This is a genomic window from Acinetobacter sp. ANC 4470, assembly GCF_002135335.1.
In the GTDB taxonomy this organism is placed as follows: domain Bacteria; phylum Pseudomonadota; class Gammaproteobacteria; order Pseudomonadales; family Moraxellaceae; genus Acinetobacter.
Window position 1 is genome coordinate 1 of sequence record NZ_NEGC01000006.1, and the last position, 22621, is coordinate 22621.

Genomic DNA, 22621 nt, shown 5'->3' on the forward strand with positions numbered 1-22621 from the left:
AGTGACTGCACTTAAATACAAAGATCGTGCAACGGATGTCGAACATAGCATTGAGCTTGCTGGAATCTTTGTACAAATTGGTTTGTTACCGAATACGGATTTCTTAAAAGCATCCAATGTTGAACTTTCCAACCGTGGTGAGATTGTGATTAATGATCGTAATGAAACCAATGTGAAAGGTGTATTTGCAGCAGGTGACTGTACCACAGTGCCATATAAACAAATCATCATTGCTACTGGTGAAGGCGCGAAAGCATCACTCTCAGCTTTTGATTACATCATCCGTTCGGGGATGTAATCGAATAAATTAAACCACTTCTATTGAATGATGATACAGAGGCTTCTATCTATTTGTAGATATAAGCCTCTTTTTTCAATCAGATTTTTTATCAAAGATTACATTTTATTAACAATTTTTTGATCTTTATTTAGGCTGTTTTCGATTATATTCGCACATATCCCATTTATGTGGATAAAACAATTAAAAGGAAATATGACAATGAATAAATTACTTGTTGCTTTAGGTCTTGCTGCTACCGTTGCTTTAGTTGGCTGTAATAAAGAAAAAGCGCCTGAAACGGGTGCAACAACTGGTGAACATCTTGAGAATGCTGCGACTCAGGCAAGTGAAGATATTAAAAATGCAACTGAAAATGCGGCTAATGCAACTGCTACTGCTGTAGATAATGCAGCGGATGCCACTGCTCAAGCAGCAGACAATGCTGCGGTACATGCCGAAAATGCAGCGCATGATGCTAAAGAGGCAGCTAAAGATGCCACAGCGGCAACAGCAGGTGCAGTTGAGCAAGGTGCTGCCGACGTAAAACAGAAAGCTCAGTAATCATCCGTTTTGAAAAAAGCTCCTAATTTGGAGCTTTTTTTATTTTGATCAACCTTGCTTTTTACGTTTCATTCCTTATATGTTTAAAGTGTTAAAACCCTCTAAGGGCATGTTTATATGTCATATTCCCAGCATAGTGAAAAACATTTTATCCACCGAACAGGATGGCTTCGTGCCGCAGTACTCGGTGCTAATGATGGGATCATTTCTGTCACCAGTCTAATAATAGGGATGGCTGCAAGTGGAGCATCAAGCCATACTTTACTCATTACCTGTATTGCAGGTCTTATCTCGGGTGCAAGTTCAATGGCAGCGGGTGAATATATTTCAGTAAAATCTCAAGTGGATATTGAACAAGCAGATTTAAAATTTGAAGCAAATGAACTAGAAAAGAACCCACATTTAGAACTCAAAGAATTAACACAGATCTATATTCTACGAGGTCTTTCCCCTGACCTTGCACAAGAAGTTGCCATTCAGTTAACAGCTAAAAATGCTTTAGATGCTCATGCACGTGATGAAATTGGTATTCATGAAAACACTTCAGCCAATCCATTACAGGCAGCGGGATCTTCTGCTTTGGCCTTTTCGCTAGGCGCTTTGTTTCCTATGGTTTCTATTTTGATTAGTCCAGATCAATATGTTCCAACAGTCGTCATGATTGTCGGGGTTTTATCCTTAGCTGGACTAGGTGCTTTATCTAGTTATTTTGCAGGTACATCTATGCTTAAAGGAAGTTTAAGAGTCACTGTTTGGGGAGTTATTGCGATGATTTTTTCTGCATGGATTGGTTCAATGTTTAACATCTAGCCCATGTAAATTTATTTATTTTTACTCATATAAAGAACCCTTGTTCTCACTTACACATACCCTATAGCTCATCTTTTCCTTTATCGGTAGCAACAGTAAAATATCAAAGGAAAAGCTTATCCGATCTTCTTCCCAAGTAAACACCCACAACCTAAAAACAAACAGGCTGTTTAGCAGACATTTTCAGTGATAGAACGCCCCTTAAAATAAGGAACTTTTTTGACTTATCACCTTAAATCTAATTTAAAGCTTCTTTTAAATTACAGCCAAAGCCCATAATTTCTTGTGCCTGACGGTACGATGTATAACGATTTAAAATAAAATCATAAAATTGATCTGCATTTGCAAAACTTTTTGCTAAATCTTCATTCTGTGCATAAGGTAATTGAAGTTGTCCTATCAAACTCAGATTTTGATATCCCAAATGATACATTTCAGTAAAATAACCATTCATCATTGCACAATAGGCTGTTTTAACAGGCTTTAAAGACGTTCGACTGACTGCATGTAAGTTCAAAGTCTTAAGCTGATGACTATCAAATACAGACTGATCTGAAAAGGCAATATTATGCATCTGCTTAAAAGTCTGATAATTGGCAGTTAACTGTTGGTTTAAAACATCAAAGCGCTGTTGCAAGCTTGCAACATCCTGAACTTGATACTTTTTAGGATCAATCTGTGTCGAATTTTGCTTAGATGATGAACAAGCTGAAAGCACTAAAGTTGAAATCAAAGTCGCTAAAATTAACGGCTTCAGCATAAATCGTCCAATAATCACTAAATACAGCGCAGTATTATGCCTGAAATATCCAGCTAAATTGATTTTTCATTTCATCGAATAGGTTGATTAAACTTATACAATTCCATATGAAATGTTATTTCAAGTTTCTTTATTCAAGAAAATCAAAAAACAATCAGTTTATTTCGTAAAGAAATAACGAATATTATTTGCTTAATTTTTAGGGCTTGGGCAAAGTACTTTGTACTCGTAGGAGCTAAATATGACTTTATTAGAACAACTTGATATTAAACATCCTATTTTCCTTGCCCCAATGGCTGGTGTTTCTACACCTCAATTGGCGGCAGAAGTCTCTAATCAAGGTGGTTTAGGTTCACTTGGCTTGGGTGCAAGTTCTGTTGCTGCAGCACGCCAACAGATTGTAGAGACTCAAGCGCTGACTCAACAACCCTTTCAAGTCAATTTCTTTTGCCACCAAAGCTCAGCTCTAGACCATAATGTTGCAAAGCAGTGGATTGAATATTTAACACCTCAATTTGAAAAATATAATGCAGTTCCCCCAACCGAATTAAAGTGTATCTATCCTAGTTTTTTAGATCATGATGATTATTTAAATTTAGTTTTAGAAACTAAACCTAAAGCGGTCAGTTTCCACTTCGGCATTCCATACCCACATCAAATTCAAGCATTAAAACAAGCTGGCATTGTGACCATGGTTTCAGCAACGAATCTAGCTGAAGCGCTTGAAATTGAAGCTGCTGGTATTGATATTATTATCGCTCAAGGTATTGAAGCTGGCGGGCATCGAGGCATTTTTAATCAAACCTTTGACAGTGCAGTACAAACCTCTGACTTAGTTCAATTACTAAAACAGTATTGCCGCTTACCTGTTATTGCGGCTGGTGGCATTATGAATGGACATCAAGCTCAGCGACTCATACAGTTAGGTGCAGAAGCGGTTCAACTGGGGACTGCTTTTGTACAATGTAAAAGTTCAAGTGCCAATGCTGCTTATCGAAAAGCGCTATTTAATACCCCTATTACTCAAATTACCGCAAGTATTTCAGGTCGTCCTGCACGAGGTTTAATTAATCATTGGCATACCCAAATTGATCGACCTGAACGACCTGATGTCGCTACCTATCCTTATTGCTATGACTTGGGTAAACAACTTAATACTGCGGCGTCTGCACAAGGGGATTATGGTTTTGCTGCATTTTGGGCAGGAACCAATGTCGCTCAAATTCGTGAGATAGAAGCTGCTGATTTAGTCAATCAACTGGTTCTGGAAATGAGTGAGACTTAAAACATAAGTTATAAAAAGCCTCTCAATTGAGTAATGCCAGTCAGTTAAGAAATTGACTGGCTTTTTTATTTTAAATTCATAATGTTATTCGATACGCGGAAACATCATCCGCAACTGTTCGAGGCAAAACTACTTTGAAAAAGTAAGGTTTCTGCGATGAATTAATCAATAAAAGGGATTTGACGAGTTTTGCGGATGACAAATGCTTTTGGTTCTTTTGACATATGAGAAACATTGTTTCGCAAGGAACAAATGAGCTCCAAGCATTTGATTTAAGACAATAAAAATCCGTTGTGAGTAACCAAAAAGCTAAGGAGTTAATTGTAAAACCCCTTAACTGATCAGCATTATCTCAATTGAGAGGGTTTTATTCGATACGCTTTATTTTGTTTCAAGTAAATTGATCTGTTCAACTTGAACATCACTCATGATTTCGCCTTGCGCCAAAAGATCATCAAAATAAGCTTCAACTACTTTGTACTGATCTGCGGTACTTTCGACTTTATACATATTTTGACGAAATTCATTACTTGAACGTAAACCTTTGGTATACCAAGCAATATGTTTACGTGAAATACGGCAACCCGAGTATTCACCGTAGAACTCATAGAGTTCAGATAAGTGCCCTAAAAGTACATCTTTAACTTCTTGAATATTTGGTGCAGCTAAATGTTGACCTGTTGCTAAATAGTGAGAAATTTCACGAAAAATCCACGGACGACCCTGTGCAGCCCGCCCAATCATAATGGCATCAGCGCCTGTGTAATCGAGCACATATTTTGCTTTTTCAGGACTGTCGATATCACCATTGGCAATCACAGGAATACTCAACATTTGTTTGACTTCTTTGATCAAACGATAACGTGCCGTATTTAAATACATGTCCTCACGAGTACGACCATGTAATGCCAATGCAGCTATACCTGCTTCTTCTGCACGTTTTGCAACACGCATAATGTTTTCATGGCCATTTAAATAACCCAATCGAGTTTTTAAGGTCACTGGAACATCAACCGCAGCAACAACTGTATCTAAAATACGGGCAACTAGATCTTCATCTTTTAACAAGGCTGAACCAGCCAATTTACTACATACTTTTTTAGCAGGACAGCCCATGTTGATATCAACAATTTGCGCGCCATTTGCCACTTGGAAACGTGCTGCCTCAGCAAGCTCAAACGGATCTGAACCTGCAATCTGTGCCGATATCGGAGCAAGCTCACCATCAAAATTAGCACGATATAAACTTTTTTTACTCATGCGTAAGGTCTGGTCTGATGTCATCATTTCACTGACTGCATGCCCAGCACCAAAATATTTACACAACGTCCGAAATGGACGGTCTGTAACCCCTGCCATCGGAGCGACAATCAAATTGTTTGACAGTTGATACGGACCAATATACATATAAATTCATCACTTTTTCGACCAACATAGTATACTGCATCTGCTGTATTGGCTCATCCTCTTGGAATATGTTTTCACCCCTATGAAGAAAAATATTTTTATCCCATCTCAACTTAAATCTTTGAGTGTACTTGTTTTATCACTTAGCTTAGCTGCATGTGGAGATAGTTCTTGGTGGTCAAAAAATAATGAACCAACCCTAGAATCAGACCAAATCACCCCTCTTATTCCACCACGTGTGAACAATCGTAGTTCGTGGGCTAAAGATATTTTTAGTATCACCGATCAGCTTGGCATCCCTCAAACCAAAAAAAATATTTGTAGTATTGTAGCCGTCGTAGATCAAGAATCTAACTTTGTAGCTGATCCACAAGTTCCCGGTTTAGGTGAAAAAGCAGTTAAAGAAGTTCAAGACCGTTTAGATGAAAAATTTAAAGATAAATTAGGCGATGGCTTAGGTGGAACAGTTGCCGGTTATTTTCAAGAAGTTTTAAAAAATCAACCGAGCCCTGAAGATAACTATTTAAGTCAAATGCGTCGGGTAAAAACTGAACGTGAACTGGATGAATTATATCGCGAAATTTTTGCTTATATGTCCAAGCATTATCATGTCAGTGCATTAACAGGTGCAGCAAAATTAGTTGGGCAAGACATTGGTGAAAAGTTAAATCCAATTACCACATTAGGTTCAATGCAAGTTCATATTGGGTACGCTAAAGAACATAAACGCCAAGGTGGCAATATTGCCGAACTACGGACTGACTTATATAGTCAATATGGCGGTTTATATTATGGTATTCATCGTTTAATGATGTACTCAGCAGAGTATGATAAAGCGATTTATCGTTTTGCAGACTATAACTCTGGTATGTATTCAAGTCGTAATGCAGCATTCCAAAGTATGCTCAATGATCTCACAGTCGCTGAATTAGACTTAGATGGAGACCTCTTGCTTTACAACAAAGAGGGTTCAATTCGCTCTGTCAGCAGTCAATCTGAACGTGAACTCATCAGTGTTTTCACAGCCAATAACATCTTGGTCACACCACGACAAATCCGTACTGACTTAAAAAAAGAAAAAGAGAAAAATTTTGAAAATACAGCGACCTATCGTGCTATAAGCAAGCTCTATCAAGAGAAAACGGGTAAAGAACCGTTTTATGCTATCATGCCTGAAGTTGTCATTTCTGGCCCTAAACTTAGCCGTGACTATAATACCAACTGGTTTGCAACACGCGTAAATGGAAGATATCAATCATGTATGCAACGAGCAAAAAGAATAAAAATTTAGCGCTCTTCGATTTTGATGGAACCCTGTGTGCAAAGGATAGTTTCACTGGGTTTATATTTTATGCGCTATCTAAACGGCATATCGTTAAACAAGGCATTAAGATCCTACCGTGGATCCAAGCTTATTATTTAAATGTCTACCCTGCATATGCCATGCGTTCTAAATTGTTTCGTGCAATGTTTACCCATGCGGATGCTCCAGAGTTACAACAACTTGCTCTAGAATATGCGACAAGCTTAATGTCTCAACTAAACCCATCCTTACTTAAACAACTTAAGCAGCATCAAGCTTTAGGTCATGATGTTGTGCTGGTTTCAGCATCGGTAGATATCTATCTCGAACCTATCTGTCGCTTATTAAATATTGATTTAATTTGTACCCAGACTGAACAAGTAAATAATCTATATACGGGACAATATACAACAGCAGATTGTAGTTCAGAACAAAAAAGACAACGTATTTTAGACAATTACCCTTTAGAGGATTACACAGTGGTTTATGCCTATGGCAATAGCCATGAAGATAAAGAAATGCTTGCTCTTGCAGATCATGCTTATATGATCGGTGTCAATAAAACGCTTCCGCTTTTACCGAACCGTATTCAAATTGCAATTTAACCTCAAAATATTCAATAGATTTCACTCTTTAATCTAAACAATGAATCAAACTATAAAAATTAAACAGAAATTCAAATTAAACTAATGTTTTATTGATAAAAAATATCATTCAATTAAAAAAATGCTGTGATATTATTCACACAAATAACAGATTTAGCGCATAACAAATAATAATTAAAGGTAAATGTATGATGAATTTATTTAATCCTCCAAAGCGCGTAAAAGATCTATCTATTCATTTTGGTGAAAATCCATTTGTATTGCTATCCTTGTTTTTCCGTCAGGCTAAAAATCAAAATTGGAATCAACAAGACATTACACACGTATTGGATAAAGCAAAAAAAGGCAATTACGCACATCTGGTTAAAACACTTCAGGCACATATTCACCATTAAGAAACCACTTCATTTAAAGTGGTTTCTTAGTTCAATATTTTATTTATTTCTTAAATGGAAATGCAAATTTTACAATCCGTTTAAGTACACTACCATACTGTTTCAATAGGCTGGCATTATTGTAGTTCAATCCATATTTTTCACATACAGCCTGTACCTTCGGAGCCATTTTACGATAGCGACGCGCTGGAATATCAGGATATAAATGATGTTCAATTTGATGACTTAAATGCCCCGTCAAAATATGAAATGCTTCTGAGCCCGTTAAGTTCGATGAACCACGAATCTGACGCATATACCAATGACCGCGACTTTCATTTTCCAGTACTGTTTTTGGGAACACTTCAACGTCTTTGGTAAAGTGACCACAAAAAATAATGCTAAATGTCCAAATATTACGCATACCATTCGCAACTAAGTTACCCGCTAAAACAGGCAAAGCCGCTGGACCTGCAATTAAGGGAAAAAACACATAATCTTTAAACAATTGCTTGGTTATTTTAGTCTGTAAGGGTTTCCACTCTTCTTTCAGTTCCTGTTTCGTTTTACGACCAAACCACACTTTACCAATTTCAAGGTTTTGAATTGCAACCCCCCATTGGAATAGCAAACAAAATGGAATGGCATAAATAGGTTGTAAAAGAAAGCCAGGTTTCCAACGCTGTTCAGGGAAAAGACGTAATAATCCATAACCAATGTCGTCATCCATACCTTTAATGTTGGTATAGGTATGATGTTTATAGTTATGGGTTTGACGCCAATTATCCGCTGTACCCACAATATCCCACTCATAAGTTGGACCATGAAATTTTGGATCATTCATCCAGTCATATTGACCATGCATAACATTATGACCCAACTCCATGTTTTCCATGATTTTAGAAAAACCAAGTAAAGCCGTACCTAAAAGCCATGCTGGCGGAAACCAACCTGCAAATAAACAGGCACGACCCGCGATTGATGAATAACGTACGGTTGAATAAACACGGCGAATATATTGAGCATCTTTTTCACCAATATCGTCCAAAACTTCTTGTTTAATTTCATCCAGCTCACGTGCTAAAGCATCTAATTGAGATTGAGTAAGCTCGCCATTTTTAGGATTTTTAAAATATTGCATTTTAACGGGCATATTCATAATATTTGACTCACTTATAAATCAATTACAAGATCAGACTGAGCTGAATTGATACATATTTTCAATACATTACCAGGTTCTGCATTTTGACTGCCATTCACCATATTTTTGGTTGAACCTTCAACTTTATTGCAGACACATTTATTACAAATACCCATACGACAACCATGGGTGGGTTTGATATTTTGCTGTTCTAAACTGGTTAAAATGGACTGACCTTTTGGAATGGCAATGACTTTTTTAGATTTCAACAAAGTCACATTTACAAAGCCAATATCAGAACTCTCTAACGGTGTCATACTAAAAGCTTCACTTTTAAAACTTTGAGCATGTACAAATAGTTGTTCGGCTTGAGTCACAAATCCAGATGGACCACAAGCATAGACCACGCTATTTTCGATATTTGAAATTAGTGCGGTATGCGTTACATTTAAACGCTCACCTGCACAATTTTCCTGAGTATAAAAAACTTGAAATGTGAAATTAGGATAATGTCTAGCAAGCTTCTCAAAATGTGCTTTAAAAGCAACATCGGTATATTCTCTGACCCAATACAATAATTTTATCGGTGCTTGAGCCATTCGATTGGTCTTTGATAATGCTTTGAGTAAACTGAACATTGGCGTAATACCACTACCCGCAGCCAGCAATACCATCGCTTGAGCCTGTACAGGTAACAGCATATCGCCATAAGGCTGACCGAATTCAAGCACATCGCCTACTTTCGATTGGTCAACTAACCAAGAACTGACTTTACCCTGATCGACTTTTTTAACAGTTAATAAAACATGTTGTGCATCTAATTGCATCAAACTGTAGCTACGTTCATAGCGAGTACCATTGACACTCACAAAGATTGGATGATGCTGCCCAGCTTGCCCTACATCGAAATGACGATTGAACTGAATGGTTAAACTCACTATATTTTGAGCAGAATTTTCTTTTTGCACAATTTTTCCCAATGCTTGATTGAGAGACCAAAGCGAGTTAAGTTTTTGCAACCAAAAATTAGCTGCATGCTGATCAATAACACTTTCAGCAAGTGAACCAAAGGGAGATTTCGTTTTTTCTAAAACATGCATAGTCAAATACCACGCGATTGAATTTGTATTATTATACACGTGTATATATATTTGTATATATACTCGTATTGTTTCTATTCGTTTCCCATGTGACCAAGCAACAGCTATAATGCCTGAGTGTCTCTAATCTCTTGAAAAATATGAACCAGTCTTCAATTAAAAAAAATGTTACTGCAATAATTGATGCACAAAATTTTACGCATGAGCCAGTTGTTGTCCGCACAGTCGGTCGAAAAGCAACCATTACTAAAGAAGAACTGTTTCAAGCTGCACTCAATTTAATTGGTCCGCAAAAAAGTATTTCATCCCTAAGCCTGCGTGAAGTTGCCCGAGAGGCTGGCATTGCGCCAAACAGTTTTTATCGACATTTCAAAGATATAGATGAACTTGCAATTGAATTGATTGATCGTTCAGGCAATGTATTACGCCAAATTTTACTTGAAGCTCGCTTAAAAGCCTCTAAACAAAACAGTATTATTCGCAGTTCTGTTGAAGTTTTTATTGAACAATTGGATGCAGATGAAGGCAATTTAAGCTTATTACTTCGCGAAGCCTATACGGGTTCAACCTCATATAAATTAGCCGTTGAACGCCAGTTAAATTATTTTCAACAAGAACTTAAAGATGATTTGATTCTGCTAGAACGCTTAAACAACAGTAAACTCTGCCACCCTGACTTGGTGGCAAAAGCAATTACTCAATTGGTGTTTAATATGGGCGCTAAACTCATCGATATCCCAATCAATGAGCGTAAAGAAATGGCAGAGCAAACCATGATCATGATTCGTATGATTTTAGAAGGTGCACGTCATTTGGATGAGGCCAAAATAAACTAATGACTTTATGCTTCAGGAGTTGTCATTTATTGAGTATCTTCCCTACTCCCTCAGCATAATTTTTCATTACTGTTTTTGCTGAGCAATGATCTGTTTAACCAATTCTGCGGTCTTTTCAGGCTGTTCGAGTGGAAACATATGCCCGCCTTGCATCAAACTATAATTAATCTGATAAGTCTTTTGTATGCCTTGTGGAAAACCTTGCTTGTAAAATGGACTCTTGTTTGCACTGATTAAATGTACAGGTACAACAGGTGCTTTTCTTGGCGTACGCCACCACCATGCCGGCACGGTTCGAAAAATTTCAGCTTCAATGACTTTGGGTACAGCTAAAGTTAAACCCCCACGCTCAGTATCTTCTTGTAAGCCATGGTTTAGAAAATCTTGAAAACAGGTTTCATCAAAATGTCGAAATAATTGATTATGCCGCATTGAGGTATATGCATGCGCATGATCTTTCCAATGATCTGTGCGTTTCAAGGTAATTCCTGCTGGTGTAAATTGATCAATGGCTTTTAGTTTTAATTTTTGTGCAACCTCAAACATGGCAGATTTAGAACCAATCACAAAAGGCGGATCCATAATCACCAATTGTGAAAATAGATCAGGACGTTTATAAGCGCTCATTAATGTTAATAATGAACCAAAGGAATGCCCAAGACCAACCACCTTTCTGCCCTGAAATAGTTGTTCAACATCATCAATAATTTGATTGACCAAATAACGCCAATCATGAGTAATCAGGTATTGTGGATTCATTCCAATCATGGGGATAGACTTTAAATCAAATTCATCCTGAAAATAAGTAAAGAATTTTTGATAACTTTGCGCAGGAATTCCATTGGCATGAGTAAAATGAATTTCTGTTTTCATAAATAATTCATCAGCCATTCAGCTGTGCTCTTTTTTAATAAAGTGATTCACCTAATTACTAGCTTACGTAAAAGTATGCGCAGATTAAATCAATAAATCATAAATAGGCTGACTTCAAAGTCAATTTTTCTCTCAATACATTATGCTTATAAAATGATTATTTTTGTGAAATAACCAAAGCTTGATTGGCTAGAAAAGTTGCACCACAGGTAGTTTTATCTCCAGCAAGTACAATTCCTCGCCTTCTTACCAGTGTTGACTGATCTGCGGCAATGGCAGACACCACAACTTGGCATTTAGGACAATAATGTTTCATGCCATGCAAATGTACTGCAACACCATTGATAATAAATGTGTTCTCACATTCAAATACAATGCCGCCATGCGTCGTTGAAGACCCCATGGTCACTAAAGATTTAGCCATAATTTTTCTTATATGTTTTAAAATTTATGTACTATTTTAACATAAGCTGAATTCTAAACTCTAGATACGCCTATGTTTGATGCAAAATATAAGACTATAAAAAAAGCACCCGAAGGTGCTTTTTCTTGCATTCAAACCTTAAGGTTTAACCACCACAAGCACTTGAATTGCTTCAGGTGTGACAGACAAGCCATCAAGCAAACTAATACCTTCTTTTTGTAATTTCTGTAAACGTGCAATTTCATCTTCACGAATACTTGGATTAAATTGCTTAAGGTAAGTTAAACGGTCAATTTCATATTGCCATTTATTGCCATACACTTCTTTGGCTTGTTGTTTAAAGCTTGGCAACGCGGCTTTGGCGATATCTAAAGCTTGTACATAACGCTGTTCAATCACATCACGACGCGCTTTCACCACTTGACGGCAGCTATTACTGTCCAAGTGATGTAAATAAGGCTTCAAAATATCGGGTGCAATCTTATTCGATAAATCCTGACCTTTTTCACTCAACAGAACACGAATAAGTTGTTGCGGTAAGCTTGAAGGTAAGTTCAAGGCTTTCGGTGCAACCACATCAACCTTAAACCACACTTCTAACAACACAGAACCTTGCGGTAATGCGGCAGATTTCAACACAGAAACGTTGGTACTACCAAAACCTTGTGTATTGATCATTTCCATCACGCTTTCCGTGAATGGATGCTCTAGGGTTAGATACTCTGCATCTTCACGAGTTTGTGCTTGGTCACGGTAGAAAGTGGCTGTCATGCCTTCTTCATCGAGCGTTAAACCTTGAACCTGCATTTGGTCGGTTGGTTTAATGATCACAGTACCATTACTTTGTTCATCAAAGTCAATATTGGTCGATGCCATGAAGCGCTTCATAAACATTGGCAACGTGGTGTTGTCATCATAATCTTCGAGCGCTTTCACAATTTCTTGTGCCACAATCGGACGGCAAGAGTTGTATTCCAGCAAACGGTCACGACCTTCTTGCAATTCAATTTCTAAAGCTTCGCGCTGAACACAGACTTCCTCTAGTAAATCTTCAAACTGTTGACCCAAATCAGTCAATAAACAATCTTTTAATTTAAGAATAAAGTTTTCTTGCAGCGTTTGCGCAGTCGGTGAAATATTGCTGAAAATATTTAAACCTTCGTTGTACCAACGGAACATACGCTCTTGCGCTGTACCGACTAAATATGGTACATGAATTTGAATACGGTTTTCTTGACCAATACGGTCTAAACGGCCAATACGTTGTTCTAAAATGTCTGGATTTGCAGGTAAGTCAAACAAAATCAGGTCAGAAGCAAACTGGAAGTTACGTCCTTCAGAACCAATTTCAGAACACAGTAAAATTTGTGCACCGTAAGAATCTTCAGCGAAATAAGCAGCAGCTTGGTCACGCTCAAGTAAGCTCATGCCTTCATGGAACATGGCTGTACGAATACCGGCATGTAAGCGCAGTACATTTTCTAAAGCTTCAACCACAGGTCCAGTACGAGCAATAAGCAATACTTTTTTGTGTTTCAGCCCAGTGCGGAGCATTTCCATCAACCACATAACACGTGGATCATGTTCCATCCAAGCACCATCAAGCTGTGCTTCTTCAGGCCACATTTGTTCACGTAGCTTACCATCTTTAGACCAGTGTGCTGGTGTAGGTAACGCAGCAGGTTGACAGTCACGACCAGGGAAACCCTGAATTGCTTCACGCGTATTACGGAATAAAATACGACCTGTACCATGACGGTCTAATAATTCGTGAATAGCACGGAAGCGTTGTTCTGGTTCATCCTGAATACTATGACCAAGCAAGCCTTCAATAGCAGATAAATGACCTTGTTCTAAAGGCATATCTGACATCAACACTTCTGCAATTTTTGCAGTGTGATGATATTGTGCTTCTTCATCCAAGAAACGCTCAAGTGAGCTAAAACGCTGTGGATCAAGTAAACGTAACCGTGCAAAATGGCTTTCTACACCTAATTGTTCAGGTGTTGCTGTGAGCAATAAAACACCCGGGGTTTTTTCAGCAAGTTCTTCAACAAGGTCGTAACGGTCATTACCACCTTCTTCTTCACTCCACATCAAATGATGTGCTTCATCGACCACAAGCAGGTCAAAACCAGCTTCTAGTGCCTGTTCACGTAAGTCATCGTGATCGACCATTAAATCTACACTGGCAATAATGCATTGCTCAGTCAAAAATGGATTTAAATCAGGATCATGTTCTTTAATCGATGCTGTACGGGTTAAATCAAACAAAGAGAACTGTAGATTAAAACGACGGCGCATTTCAATCATCCACTGATATTGCAGTGAATCTGGCACTAAAATCAGGATACGTTCTGAGCGACCTGTTTTAAGCTGCTGATGAATAATCAAGCCCGCTTCAATGGTTTTACCTAAACCTACTTCATCGGCAAGTAAAACACGGGGTGCAAAACGCTGCCCGACTTCATGGGCAATATAAAGTTGATGTGGAATTAGACCGACACGCGCACCGACCATGCCACGTAATGGACTTGCTTTCATATTGGCTTGCATAAGCAAAGCTTCAATACGAAGGTCATACCACTCTTTATAATCAATTTGACTGGCAAGCAAACGATCAAGTGGTTTAGACAGCTGAATATGAGCGCCCACACGGGTTTCATTTAATGATTTACGTTCTTCAGTACCATCTTCTAAAGTACGAATCACGTTATAACGAACCACACCATGACGATCTTCAAAAGACTCAACCAGCCACTTGGTGCCTTCTTGATCTTGTAATTCATCTTTAATGTTAAAAACAATACGCGATAAAGGTGCATTATTACGTGCGTACACACGCGTCTCATCACTTTTCGGGAATAAGATGCTAACCGATCGTTCATCTACATCAATAAGAACCCCTAAACCAAGCTCTGTTTCTGTATCTGATAACCAACGCTGACCAATAGCAAACTGATGCAATTTTTCCACCTTTATCTAAAAATGAGGACACTAATTTTAAGCTCAAATCCTGATTAGTATTTGAGCAAAAAAATAGGTCTTTAAGCAATATATTTTGACATAAAGCCCACTAAAAAGTGAGCAAATTTGATGACGATTAAAAAGTTTTCATCTTAAAAAGGAACAGGGTAATAAAACTCCACAAGTTCCTCTGTTTGAGGATGGTAAAAACCCAAGTGTTCAGCATGTAAGCACAGACGAGGAATCAACTGTTGCTGTTCCAGTGTCGCGTATAAAGTGTCACCCACGATAGGATGACCCAGATACTGCATATGTACACGAAGTTGATGTGAACGACCAGTAATTGGAGTCAGTTTGACACGCGTGACCGCCTGCCCTTGAATTTCAAAATTTTCAATAACTTGCCAATGCGTTAAGGCAGGCTTGTTATGATTCAGATCGGCAATATGTAATGGCGGATGTTCAGGGTCGTAAATCACGGGCACATCAACAGTACCTTCACCAACCAAATGACCAGCAACGACGGCTTGATATGTTTTTGATGTTTGACGTTCTTGGAACTGACGGGAAATGGTTTTTTGTCCCCATTTGGTCAAACCAAAAACCAAGATACCCGAGGTATCACGATCTAAACGGTGAATCAATAAGGTTTTAGGTTCTATTTTTAATAATCGGTTGATCACGCAATCTTGTAAATCTTCAGTTTTGCCGGGAACGGTGAGTACACCCGCAGGCTTATGGATCACCATAAAATCTTCATCACGATGTATCAGGTGTTCGGTTAGAAAATTACTCAATGTTCAATTCCAAGCTGATCGCGAAAACAAGGCAGCAATAATAGAAAGCTTGGCACAGAATTACAATGCTCAATGCTAGAATTGACGACGGTTTTTCCGATTTTGACTCAAAATTATTTCAATTGGCTGAAAAATAAAAACTCCCTGCTCAATTCAATTGTAAAAATCTGAATACCTCCTCATAAGAGAAACAATCAAGAAATCTTTACAATTGATATCTACACCCTCATCGTGTCCATGCTCAATATATCCATTACTCAGGCATATTCGCCAAAAAAGCCTGAATAGTATGTTGTGCAATTTCTGCATCTTGAAATGATTTCACTCCAGACACACCAACAGCTCCAACCAAGTGCCCTTCATACAAAATTGGTTCTCCGCCTTCCAACATTCCAGAAAAACTATCCATAGTCAAAAAACCCATCTGACCATTTTTAATAATATCTTCAAACAATTTTGATGGACGACGGCTTATCGCTGAACATTTGGCTTTTTCTAAACACAAGTTTGCTGTCATTGGCGATGCACCATCCATACGCTTCATGGCTAATAAAGTGCCTGTTTCGTCAACAATCGCAATACTGACATTAAATGCATGTGCGATTGCATATTGATGGGCTTGATTTAATAACAACTCTGCATCAACCAATGTTAAATAATGTTTAGTTTTCACACCTATCTCCTTATAAATAATATGAAAACAAAAAAGCCCTTAGCTTTTAAAAACTACAGGCTCATTTTAACGAACTTAACTTTATTTTCACTTCATTTCAGCAAAAGTTTCACGTGCTGCTTGAAGAGTAAATTCAATATCTTCATCAGAATGTGCACTTGAGATAAAACCTGCTTCAAATGCTGATGGTGCAAGATTTACCCCACGTTTCAACATACCATGGAAGAATTTACGGAACGCATTAACATCACATTTCAACATGGAATCAAAACTAGTGATGTCTGTCTGATCAGTAAAATACAAACCAAACATTCCACCCACTTGTTGAGTCTTAAATGGTATGCCTGCTTCATCCGCAGCAACTTGTAAACCAGCCAGTAGTTTTGCTAATTGCGCTGTTAAGTTTTCATAGAAACCTTCGGCACGTAAATGTTTAAACATTTCAATACCAGCACGCATCGCCAATGGATTACCTGACAATGTCCCCGCTTGATAAACTTTACCCAGTGGTGCAATGCATTCCATGACTGCACGTTTACCACCGAATGCACCGACAGGTAAGCCTGCACCAATAATTTTACCTAAAGTCGTCAGGTCAGGTGTTACGCCATAATGTGCCTGAGCACCACCTAGACCAACACGGAAACCCGTCATCACTTCATCAATAATAAACACAGAACCATGCTCATCACAGACATCACGAATCGCTTGTAAGAAGCCATCAATCGGTTTCACCAAATTCATGTTGCCTGCTACAGGTTCAACAATCACCCCCGCAATTTCATGACCAAATTTAGCAAAACATTCTTTAAGTGTCGCAATGTCATTGTATGGAAGTGTGAGCGTATGCTTAGCAAAATCAGCAGGAACACCAGCAGAAGTCGCTTCACCTTCACCACTGGTTAACATACCTGAACCCGCTTTGACCAAAAGTGAGTCTGAGTGACCGTGGTAACAACCTTCAAATTTTACAATCTTGTCACGACCGGTATAACCACGTGCGAGGCGAATGGCAGTCATGGTTGCTTCAGTCCCTGAATTGGTCATACGCACCAATTCAATCGACGGCATAATTTCACAAATAATATCTGCTAAAGTGGTTTCATGAACCGTTGGCGCACCAAAACTTAAACCGTCCACAGCAGCATCTTGAACTGCTTTAATGATCGCAGGATGTGCATGCCCTAAAATCATCGGTCCCCATGAACCGACGTAATCGACATAACGCTTACCATCAACATCGTATAAATACGCGCCTTTGGCTTTTTCGATAAATACAGGCGTACCACCCACCCCATTAAAAGCACGTACCGGTGAATTTACACCACCTGGGATATGTTTACTGGCTTGTTTAAACAATTGTTCTTGCTTTGGAGATAAGCTCATCAATCTACTCAACTTAAATTAAAACGATCAAAATCAAAAAAATTATGCAGTTTCTGCAAAAAGATGTGCCCAAGCTGCGACACGTGCAGGAATATCTTCAACTGATTGTCCCAATATATCACTAATGACTGCACATAAGTCTGCACCTGCCGCGATGACAGCATCAGAGTTTTCAACCGTCAATCCACCAATGGCACATATCGGTAAGTCAAACGCTTCAGAGGCTTGTTTTAAAGTTGCTAAGCCAATATGACCTGCTTCAGGTTTTGTTTCTGTGGCGTAAATTGCCCCAAATGCCACATATGTTGCACCGTCGGCAATGGCTTTTTGAGCCAGTTCAATTGAGTTTAAGCAAGTCCGACCAATAATCGCACCTTTCGGCAATCGTGCTGCAGCATCGACAATTTCACCATCCGACTGCCCCAAATGCACACCTAAACCAAATTGTTCTGCAAGCGCAAGATCATCATTAATCACAAATGGCACTGTATATTTTTCACATATTTTTTTAATTTGTTGTACTTCATTTGCTTGATCGACTTGCGCTACTTTTTTACGACGATATTGCAAAATAGCAACTTGATATGTTGCCAATGCGACTTCCAATTTTTCAAGGAGAATGTTTAAAGGATCATCATTGGTAATAAGATATAAACCGCGCATAAAAAAACTGCCAAAATTAAAACTGCCCTATTATATGCATAAGATTAACCAGATTCAGTGCATTTCAGGCAAATACCCATTGATTGCTAACGATATACTGATTAAAAACTTAGAGAGTTGTAATTAATCTCACATTTTCTATCATTCAGCGAAAAATACCTATTTTCAGGGATAGATCAAATACAAATCAAACGATTTAATACAACTACAGAACAACTATAAACAAAAAATAGTAACTTAAAACAACGGATTGACTTTCTAATTCTTTCTTGTAAAACGCGCTTGGGGTAGCGAATAAAGAATTAGAGAGTCAACTATTTTAGCTAGAACCTATTTCAATTCAATCTATTAACCCAATAAAAATATATTTTCCAACGATCAAACGCTGTAAATTTCCTATATAAACTCATCCATAAAAAAAGCCCAGAGAAAGGTCGCTCTAGGCTTGGAAAGCTTTAAAATTACATTTTTGTTTAATCTAAAAGATCAACAACTCAATATATAACCATTAATAGAATATTCATTCTATTTTTGCAAGCCCTAACCGGTTTAAATTTTTGATCAAAGTACTATTTGTATTTTCATATCATTATTATGCATGGCTAGATAATGATTTCACTCTCTCATTAGCTTGAAATTTTATCCAATGAGCGATCTTTTAAACTTAAATTTCCTCGTAACACATCGGAAAACATACGCCAATCCGAAATAAAACTATAGATCGGTTGTTTAAAACTAGCAGGTTTATTTTTCTCAAAAACGAAATGTCCTACCCATGCACAAGCATAGCCCGACAATAGACCATAAATAAAATATTTTGGCTTTCTTTGACGAATCGCTTTACTCAAAAAATATACACCAACACTACTTCCAAATACGTGTAAACGGCGACTCATGATATTTCGATGTTCGGTTAAATAAAATCGATAAAATTCATGATAATTTTGAATAGGCAGCTGAAATTCTGGTTGTGGATTAAATTCAAACTTGGGTTCTACCGGTGCATTCATTTTTATCATCCTGATTATTTTTCTTTACGTTAGCGTATTTCTTATACAAACAAAAGTATTACTAGTGATAACTTTTTGTTCATTTCAAATGCAATGACTAAAGAATCGCTTCGTCAAGTCTTACATGAAAAATCATTTTCGCTACAATTGAAAGCTTAAAATAAAGAATACAATTCAAGCGCTATTAAGAATCATTTTTCATAACGCATTTGTACCGTAAAGATGACGCTTTTTATATCTAACATAGCGTCAAAAAATTAGGATGAAAGATCATGGTCGAAGTTGAATTAAAATTTCAAATTCCGGAAGCACGACGTAATGCTTTACTCAAAGCATTAGATCCTAAAAAATCAGAAACCATTCAACTGAAAGCAAAATATTATGACACTGAAGATCGCTTGCTATCACAACATGGCGTTGCCTTAAGACAACGACTAGAAGGTACGCGTTGGATTCAAACCTTAAAGGCTGCTGGCAAAAGCCATTTACACCGCTTTGAGCACAATTATGACCTTGGTGAACTTGAACAAGCACCAGAGCTTGATTTAACTCTTTATAATAACGATGCTGAAGCACAGCAAATCCTCAGCCATGCATTAGGTAACTCACAAGCGCAACTTAAATTACAATTTGAGACGGACATTCAGCGCACTTTTCGCGTGCTTCAATTTGAAGAAACTGACATTGAGGTCAGTTTAGATATCGGTGAAGTACGCACTAATACTGAGCAGCGTGAAGTACATGAAGTTGAATTTGAGCTTAAAGTAGGTTCAATCCAATCACTCCTAGCCTTTAGTTTTGAATGGGTGAAAAAATACCAACTTTGGCTCGATGTTCGCAGTAAAGCTGAAATAGGCAATCTTTTAGCAACCCATCAGAAAGTCAGTCCAGCACAATCAGCAAAAGAATTTACTTTAAGTAAAAAAGACCCTGCCAATAAAAACTTACGACTGCTGATTGCACAACAATTACAACATTTACTGCCGAATATTGCGGCTATTTCAGCTATCGTGTCGGAAAAAGAACATGTGCAACAAGCCCAAATTGCCTTAGACCATTTGAATTTAACGTTATCTTTGTTTAAAGATTGGAATGAAGCTGTTTCAGATAAATGGGCTATGCAACTTGGTGCATTTAAACAGCAGTTTGATCATTTACAGCATTTGGAACATATGCAAACAACATTGGGAGCTTTCTTACAGAACCCCAACACCGCATCCAATCTCACTAAAGACATTTTGTATGCCAAAGAAAAATTGTCCAATTTAGTTCGCTCAACGCGAAACGTACATCATTATTTGGAACTTTTGATGTTCAGTTTAGAGCACGATGAAAAGCATCAAGCCCATGATTTAAAATGGTTTGCTCAAAATACATTGCAAAATCAATATAAGCAATTACAAGACAGTTTAGCCAGTGCCGATATTGCTGACTTTGAAAGTCTAGATAAATTATCCACTAAAATTCATGAGTTAAAATTTAGCTTCCCTATTTTAACCTCGATTTATGATGTTAAAAATTTGCAAAAATACAGCAAAGCGTTAAATGATGCTCAACTCGCCGCCAGTGAATATCAAATTTTGGCTTCTTCCGCAGCTTATATTCAACAAACTGAACTTGAAGCCAGTGACTGGTTTGTTTTGGGTTGGCTCACCGCGAAACAAGAGGTTTATGCGCAGCATTTACTTGAAGCTACCGAACAATTTCTCGTCAGTCGAAAATTCATTAAGTAAGCGATCAAAATCGTAAAATTAAAGCGTATTACCCCCTATTCGAATAATCCTCGATATTTGGGGCTATACGCTTGATCCACTTTTCAGCATAACACTACTACTATTTTCTTCAGTCTGACTTACAATCAAGATAGAACAACGTCGATGATAAAATGTCAGGAGTTTTGACATGCTAGAAATAGAATTAAAATTTCAGATTCCTTCGCAACATCAAAAAAAACTATACCAACTGTTTTTGGCTAAAAATGCGCAGCCACGCTCGCTATATGCACAATACTACGACACGCCCGAACGACATTTAGCCCAACAGCATATTTCACTGCGACAACGCCTTGAAGGCACACACTGGATACAAACCTTAAAAGCGTCGAGTGATCATCATTTAGAACGCTTTGAATTAGAAATTGATTTAGGAGCACTAAAACATCCAGTTTTAAATCTTGAAATTTATCAATCTCATCCACAGGCAAAAAAAGTGCTAGAGCATGCTTTAAGCAAACAAGCGAAAAACTTAAACATGCAATTTGAAACAGATGTAAATCGCCTTGTTTATATTGTGCATTATAATCATGCAGAAATTGAAGTCAGTTTGGATCGGGGTGAGATTCGTCACGATAAGCAAAAATTAGCCATTTATGAGCTTGAATTTGAACTTAAAAAAGGTGCTATATCAGACTTCATTCAATTTATCCAACCTTGGGTGAAACAATATGATTTATGGTTAGATGTAAGAAGTAAAGCACAGCGTGGTGATTTTCTAATCCAAAACTTAAAAACCACAACGGTGCAATTCGCAGCTCCACTTCAACTTAATTGGCAAGATTCTACCGATGCCGCATTAAAACAGATGGTAAATAATGCCTTACAACATCTATTACCGAATGCCACAGCCATTGCTTCTGAACACTATACCCATGAGCATGTGCACCAGACGCGCGTCGCAATTCGCCGCTTAAGAAGTGCTTTACGCATTTTTGGCGATTGGTCAAATGATGTTGATCCAAACTGGCAACAACAACTTGCGACGCTGTTTCGTCAACTGGGTTCAACGAGAGACCGTGATGCCTTAAATGAAGGACTCATCCCACAGTTACAACAAGCAGGTGCGCCGTTCACTCAGCTTCCACCTCTCACAGAAGAAAATAGTATTGCTATTGATGCGTCTTTACGTGCTTTAGATACTGTTCAGTTAATGTTAGCGTTACTGCAATTTGTTCATCAACCTGCTAAAAAGCAAAAAAAGACAGTCTTAAAAAAAGATATCGCAAAAAAACTCCAGAAATTGCATCAGAAAATTTGCAAAGATGCTAATCAATTTCTAGAGCTAGATATTCCGTCACGGCATCGTACCCGTAAACGAACCAAACGCTTACGTTACTGTGTCGAATTTATTGCTTCGCTCTATCCAAACAAAGCCGTTAAAAAATATCTCAAGGACTTAAAACCGCTACAAGAAAGCTTGGGACAATATAACGATTTAATTGTGGCTGAAACGATGTTTCAAAGTATTGTTAAACAAAAGCAAAAAGTGTGGTTTGTACTGGGTTGGATTGCCAATGAAAAAAAATACATCCTGCAACAAGCAGAGCAGCATTTAGCAATATTTTCCAAAACGGACACTTTTTGGTGATAA

Annotated in this window: 22 protein-coding genes; 10 read left to right on the forward strand and 12 right to left on the reverse strand. The window is 37.9% G+C overall.

What is annotated here, in order from left to right:
- The 3 genes from B9T25_RS09835 to B9T25_RS09845 form a co-directional block, all read left to right on the forward strand.
- On the forward strand, window positions 1-298 hold a 298-nt coding region (locus tag B9T25_RS09835), incomplete at its 5' end, for an FAD-dependent oxidoreductase (RefSeq protein WP_171262758.1).
- Window positions 299-499: 201 nt separating this feature from the next.
- Window positions 500-841, forward strand: coding sequence for a hypothetical protein (locus tag B9T25_RS09840; RefSeq protein WP_086188257.1), 342 nt, complete (start codon window positions 500-502; stop codon window positions 839-841).
- Between the two features lie 117 nt (window positions 842-958).
- The gene (locus tag B9T25_RS09845) at window positions 959-1651 is read left to right on the forward strand and encodes a VIT1/CCC1 transporter family protein (protein ID WP_086188258.1); all 693 of its coding nucleotides are present in this window, start codon (window positions 959-961) and stop codon (window positions 1649-1651) included.
- A 238-nt stretch (window positions 1652-1889) separates the two neighbouring features.
- On the opposite strand, the gene B9T25_RS09850 is transcribed toward B9T25_RS09845, so the two are convergent.
- A complete protein-coding gene (locus tag B9T25_RS09850) occupies window positions 1890-2411 on the reverse strand; it encodes a hypothetical protein (RefSeq protein ID WP_086188259.1) in 522 nt (173 codons plus the stop codon).
- Window positions 2412-2652: 241 nt separating this feature from the next.
- Between B9T25_RS09850 and B9T25_RS09855 the strand changes: the two genes are divergently transcribed.
- Window positions 2653-3696, forward strand: coding sequence for an NAD(P)H-dependent flavin oxidoreductase (locus B9T25_RS09855; RefSeq protein ID WP_086188260.1), 1044 nt, complete (start codon window positions 2653-2655; stop codon window positions 3694-3696).
- 381 nt (window positions 3697-4077) lie between these two features.
- Here the strand turns inward: B9T25_RS09855 and dusB are convergent, their stop codons facing one another.
- Entirely contained in the window at window positions 4078-5103 is a 1026-nt protein-coding gene (gene dusB, locus B9T25_RS09860) for a tRNA dihydrouridine synthase DusB (protein WP_086188261.1), read from the reverse strand.
- 82 nt (window positions 5104-5185) lie between these two features.
- Between dusB and B9T25_RS09870 the strand changes: the two genes are divergently transcribed.
- From B9T25_RS09870 to B9T25_RS09880, 3 genes are all read left to right on the forward strand, one after another.
- Window positions 5186-6394: a DUF1615 family protein gene (locus B9T25_RS09870; RefSeq protein ID WP_086188263.1), complete on the forward strand. Its 1209-nt coding sequence runs from the start codon at window positions 5186-5188 to the stop codon at window positions 6392-6394.
- Window positions 6361-7011, forward strand: coding sequence for an HAD-IB family hydrolase (locus tag B9T25_RS09875; RefSeq protein ID WP_086188264.1), 651 nt, complete (start codon window positions 6361-6363; stop codon window positions 7009-7011). The genes B9T25_RS09870 and B9T25_RS09875 overlap by 34 nt, the downstream gene beginning before the upstream one ends.
- A 188-nt stretch (window positions 7012-7199) precedes the next feature.
- Entirely contained in the window at window positions 7200-7406 is a 207-nt protein-coding gene (locus tag B9T25_RS09880; RefSeq protein WP_228146875.1) for a hypothetical protein, read from the forward strand.
- 43 nt (window positions 7407-7449) lie between these two features.
- On the opposite strand, the gene B9T25_RS09885 is transcribed toward B9T25_RS09880, so the two are convergent.
- Both B9T25_RS09885 and B9T25_RS09890 read right to left on the reverse strand, forming a co-directional pair.
- Window positions 7450-8544, reverse strand: coding sequence for a fatty acid desaturase family protein (locus B9T25_RS09885; RefSeq protein WP_086188265.1), 1095 nt, complete (start codon window positions 8542-8544; stop codon window positions 7450-7452).
- Between the two features lie 14 nt (window positions 8545-8558).
- The gene (locus B9T25_RS09890; RefSeq protein ID WP_086188266.1) at window positions 8559-9626 is read right to left on the reverse strand and encodes a flavin reductase family protein; all 1068 of its coding nucleotides are present in this window, start codon (window positions 9624-9626) and stop codon (window positions 8559-8561) included.
- Between the two features lie 140 nt (window positions 9627-9766).
- On the opposite strand from B9T25_RS09890, the gene fabR reads away from it, so the two are divergent.
- Window positions 9767-10462, forward strand: a complete 696-nt coding sequence (fabR, locus tag B9T25_RS09895; protein ID WP_228146876.1) for an HTH-type transcriptional repressor FabR — start codon at window positions 9767-9769, stop codon at window positions 10460-10462.
- Between the two features lie 66 nt (window positions 10463-10528).
- Here fabR and B9T25_RS09900 read toward each other — a convergent pair whose 3' ends face one another.
- From B9T25_RS09900 to B9T25_RS09935, 8 genes are all read right to left on the reverse strand, one after another.
- Window positions 10529-11335 carry an alpha/beta fold hydrolase gene (locus tag B9T25_RS09900; RefSeq protein ID WP_086188460.1) on the reverse strand — a complete coding sequence of 269 codons (807 nt, stop codon included), beginning with the start codon at window positions 11333-11335 and terminating at the stop codon, window positions 10529-10531.
- Between the two features lie 157 nt (window positions 11336-11492).
- Window positions 11493-11759, reverse strand: coding sequence for a PAAR domain-containing protein (locus B9T25_RS09905; RefSeq protein WP_086188267.1), 267 nt, complete (start codon window positions 11757-11759; stop codon window positions 11493-11495).
- Between the two features lie 138 nt (window positions 11760-11897).
- Window positions 11898-14735: an RNA polymerase-associated protein RapA gene (gene rapA, locus B9T25_RS09910; RefSeq protein ID WP_086188268.1), complete on the reverse strand. Its 2838-nt coding sequence runs from the start codon at window positions 14733-14735 to the stop codon at window positions 11898-11900.
- A 143-nt stretch (window positions 14736-14878) separates the two neighbouring features.
- A complete protein-coding gene (locus tag B9T25_RS09915) occupies window positions 14879-15523 on the reverse strand; it encodes an RluA family pseudouridine synthase (protein ID WP_086188269.1) in 645 nt (214 codons plus the stop codon).
- 253 nt (window positions 15524-15776) lie between these two features.
- Window positions 15777-16196 (reverse strand): GlcG/HbpS family heme-binding protein, encoded by a 420-nt coding sequence (locus tag B9T25_RS09920; protein ID WP_086188270.1) that lies wholly within the window; start codon window positions 16194-16196, stop codon window positions 15777-15779.
- An 87-nt stretch (window positions 16197-16283) separates the two neighbouring features.
- Complete coding sequence (gene hemL, locus B9T25_RS09925; RefSeq protein WP_086188271.1) at window positions 16284-17582, reverse strand: glutamate-1-semialdehyde 2,1-aminomutase; 1299 nt, start codon at window positions 17580-17582, stop codon at window positions 16284-16286.
- A 42-nt stretch (window positions 17583-17624) separates the two neighbouring features.
- Window positions 17625-18245, reverse strand: a complete 621-nt coding sequence (gene thiE, locus B9T25_RS09930; RefSeq protein WP_086188272.1) for a thiamine phosphate synthase — start codon at window positions 18243-18245, stop codon at window positions 17625-17627.
- 626 nt (window positions 18246-18871) lie between these two features.
- A complete protein-coding gene (locus tag B9T25_RS09935; RefSeq protein WP_086188273.1) occupies window positions 18872-19255 on the reverse strand; it encodes a DUF962 domain-containing protein in 384 nt (127 codons plus the stop codon).
- Window positions 19256-19527: 272 nt separating this feature from the next.
- Here B9T25_RS09935 and B9T25_RS09940 point away from each other — a divergent pair, with 272 nt between their 5' ends.
- Together B9T25_RS09940 and B9T25_RS09945 are read left to right on the forward strand one after the other, a co-directional pair.
- Entirely contained in the window at window positions 19528-20988 is a 1461-nt protein-coding gene (locus B9T25_RS09940; RefSeq protein WP_086188274.1) for an inorganic triphosphatase, read from the forward strand.
- A gap of 169 nt (window positions 20989-21157) precedes the next feature.
- Window positions 21158-22618, forward strand: coding sequence for a CYTH and CHAD domain-containing protein (locus tag B9T25_RS09945; protein WP_086188275.1), 1461 nt, complete (start codon window positions 21158-21160; stop codon window positions 22616-22618).
- Window positions 22619-22621: the final 3 nt, after the last annotated feature.

Excerpts from the sequence above, each read along its gene's own strand:
- thiE (WP_086188272.1), bottom strand. The coding sequence starts at position 18,245 with ATGCGCGGTTTATATCTTATTACCAATGATGATCCTTTAAACATTCTC.
- B9T25_RS09885 (WP_086188265.1), bottom strand. The coding sequence starts at position 8,544 with ATGAATATGCCCGTTAAAATGCAATATTTTAAAAATCCTAAAAATGGC.
- B9T25_RS09870 (WP_086188263.1), top strand. The coding sequence starts at position 5,186 with ATGAAGAAAAATATTTTTATCCCATCTCAACTTAAATCTTTGAGTGTA.
- hemL (WP_086188271.1), bottom strand. The coding sequence starts at position 17,582 with ATGAGCTTATCTCCAAAGCAAGAACAATTGTTTAAACAAGCCAGTAAA.
- B9T25_RS09880 (WP_228146875.1), top strand. The coding sequence starts at position 7,200 with ATGATGAATTTATTTAATCCTCCAAAGCGCGTAAAAGATCTATCTATT.
- B9T25_RS09900 (WP_086188460.1), bottom strand. The coding sequence starts at position 11,335 with ATGAAAACAGAAATTCATTTTACTCATGCCAATGGAATTCCTGCGCAA.
- B9T25_RS09875 (WP_086188264.1), top strand. The coding sequence starts at position 6,361 with ATGTATGCAACGAGCAAAAAGAATAAAAATTTAGCGCTCTTCGATTTT.
- B9T25_RS09840 (WP_086188257.1), top strand. The coding sequence starts at position 500 with ATGAATAAATTACTTGTTGCTTTAGGTCTTGCTGCTACCGTTGCTTTA.
- B9T25_RS09905 (WP_086188267.1), bottom strand. The coding sequence starts at position 11,759 with ATGGCTAAATCTTTAGTGACCATGGGGTCTTCAACGACGCATGGCGGC.
- B9T25_RS09850 (WP_086188259.1), bottom strand. The coding sequence starts at position 2,411 with ATGCTGAAGCCGTTAATTTTAGCGACTTTGATTTCAACTTTAGTGCTT.
- fabR (WP_228146876.1), top strand. The coding sequence starts at position 9,767 with ATGAACCAGTCTTCAATTAAAAAAAATGTTACTGCAATAATTGATGCA.
- B9T25_RS09940 (WP_086188274.1), top strand. The coding sequence starts at position 19,528 with ATGGTCGAAGTTGAATTAAAATTTCAAATTCCGGAAGCACGACGTAAT.
- B9T25_RS09945 (WP_086188275.1), top strand. The coding sequence starts at position 21,158 with ATGCTAGAAATAGAATTAAAATTTCAGATTCCTTCGCAACATCAAAAA.
- B9T25_RS09890 (WP_086188266.1), bottom strand. The coding sequence starts at position 9,626 with ATGCATGTTTTAGAAAAAACGAAATCTCCCTTTGGTTCACTTGCTGAA.
- B9T25_RS09855 (WP_086188260.1), top strand. The coding sequence starts at position 2,653 with ATGACTTTATTAGAACAACTTGATATTAAACATCCTATTTTCCTTGCC.
- B9T25_RS09845 (WP_086188258.1), top strand. The coding sequence starts at position 959 with ATGTCATATTCCCAGCATAGTGAAAAACATTTTATCCACCGAACAGGA.
- B9T25_RS09935 (WP_086188273.1), bottom strand. The coding sequence starts at position 19,255 with ATGAATGCACCGGTAGAACCCAAGTTTGAATTTAATCCACAACCAGAA.
- dusB (WP_086188261.1), bottom strand. The coding sequence starts at position 5,103 with ATGTATATTGGTCCGTATCAACTGTCAAACAATTTGATTGTCGCTCCG.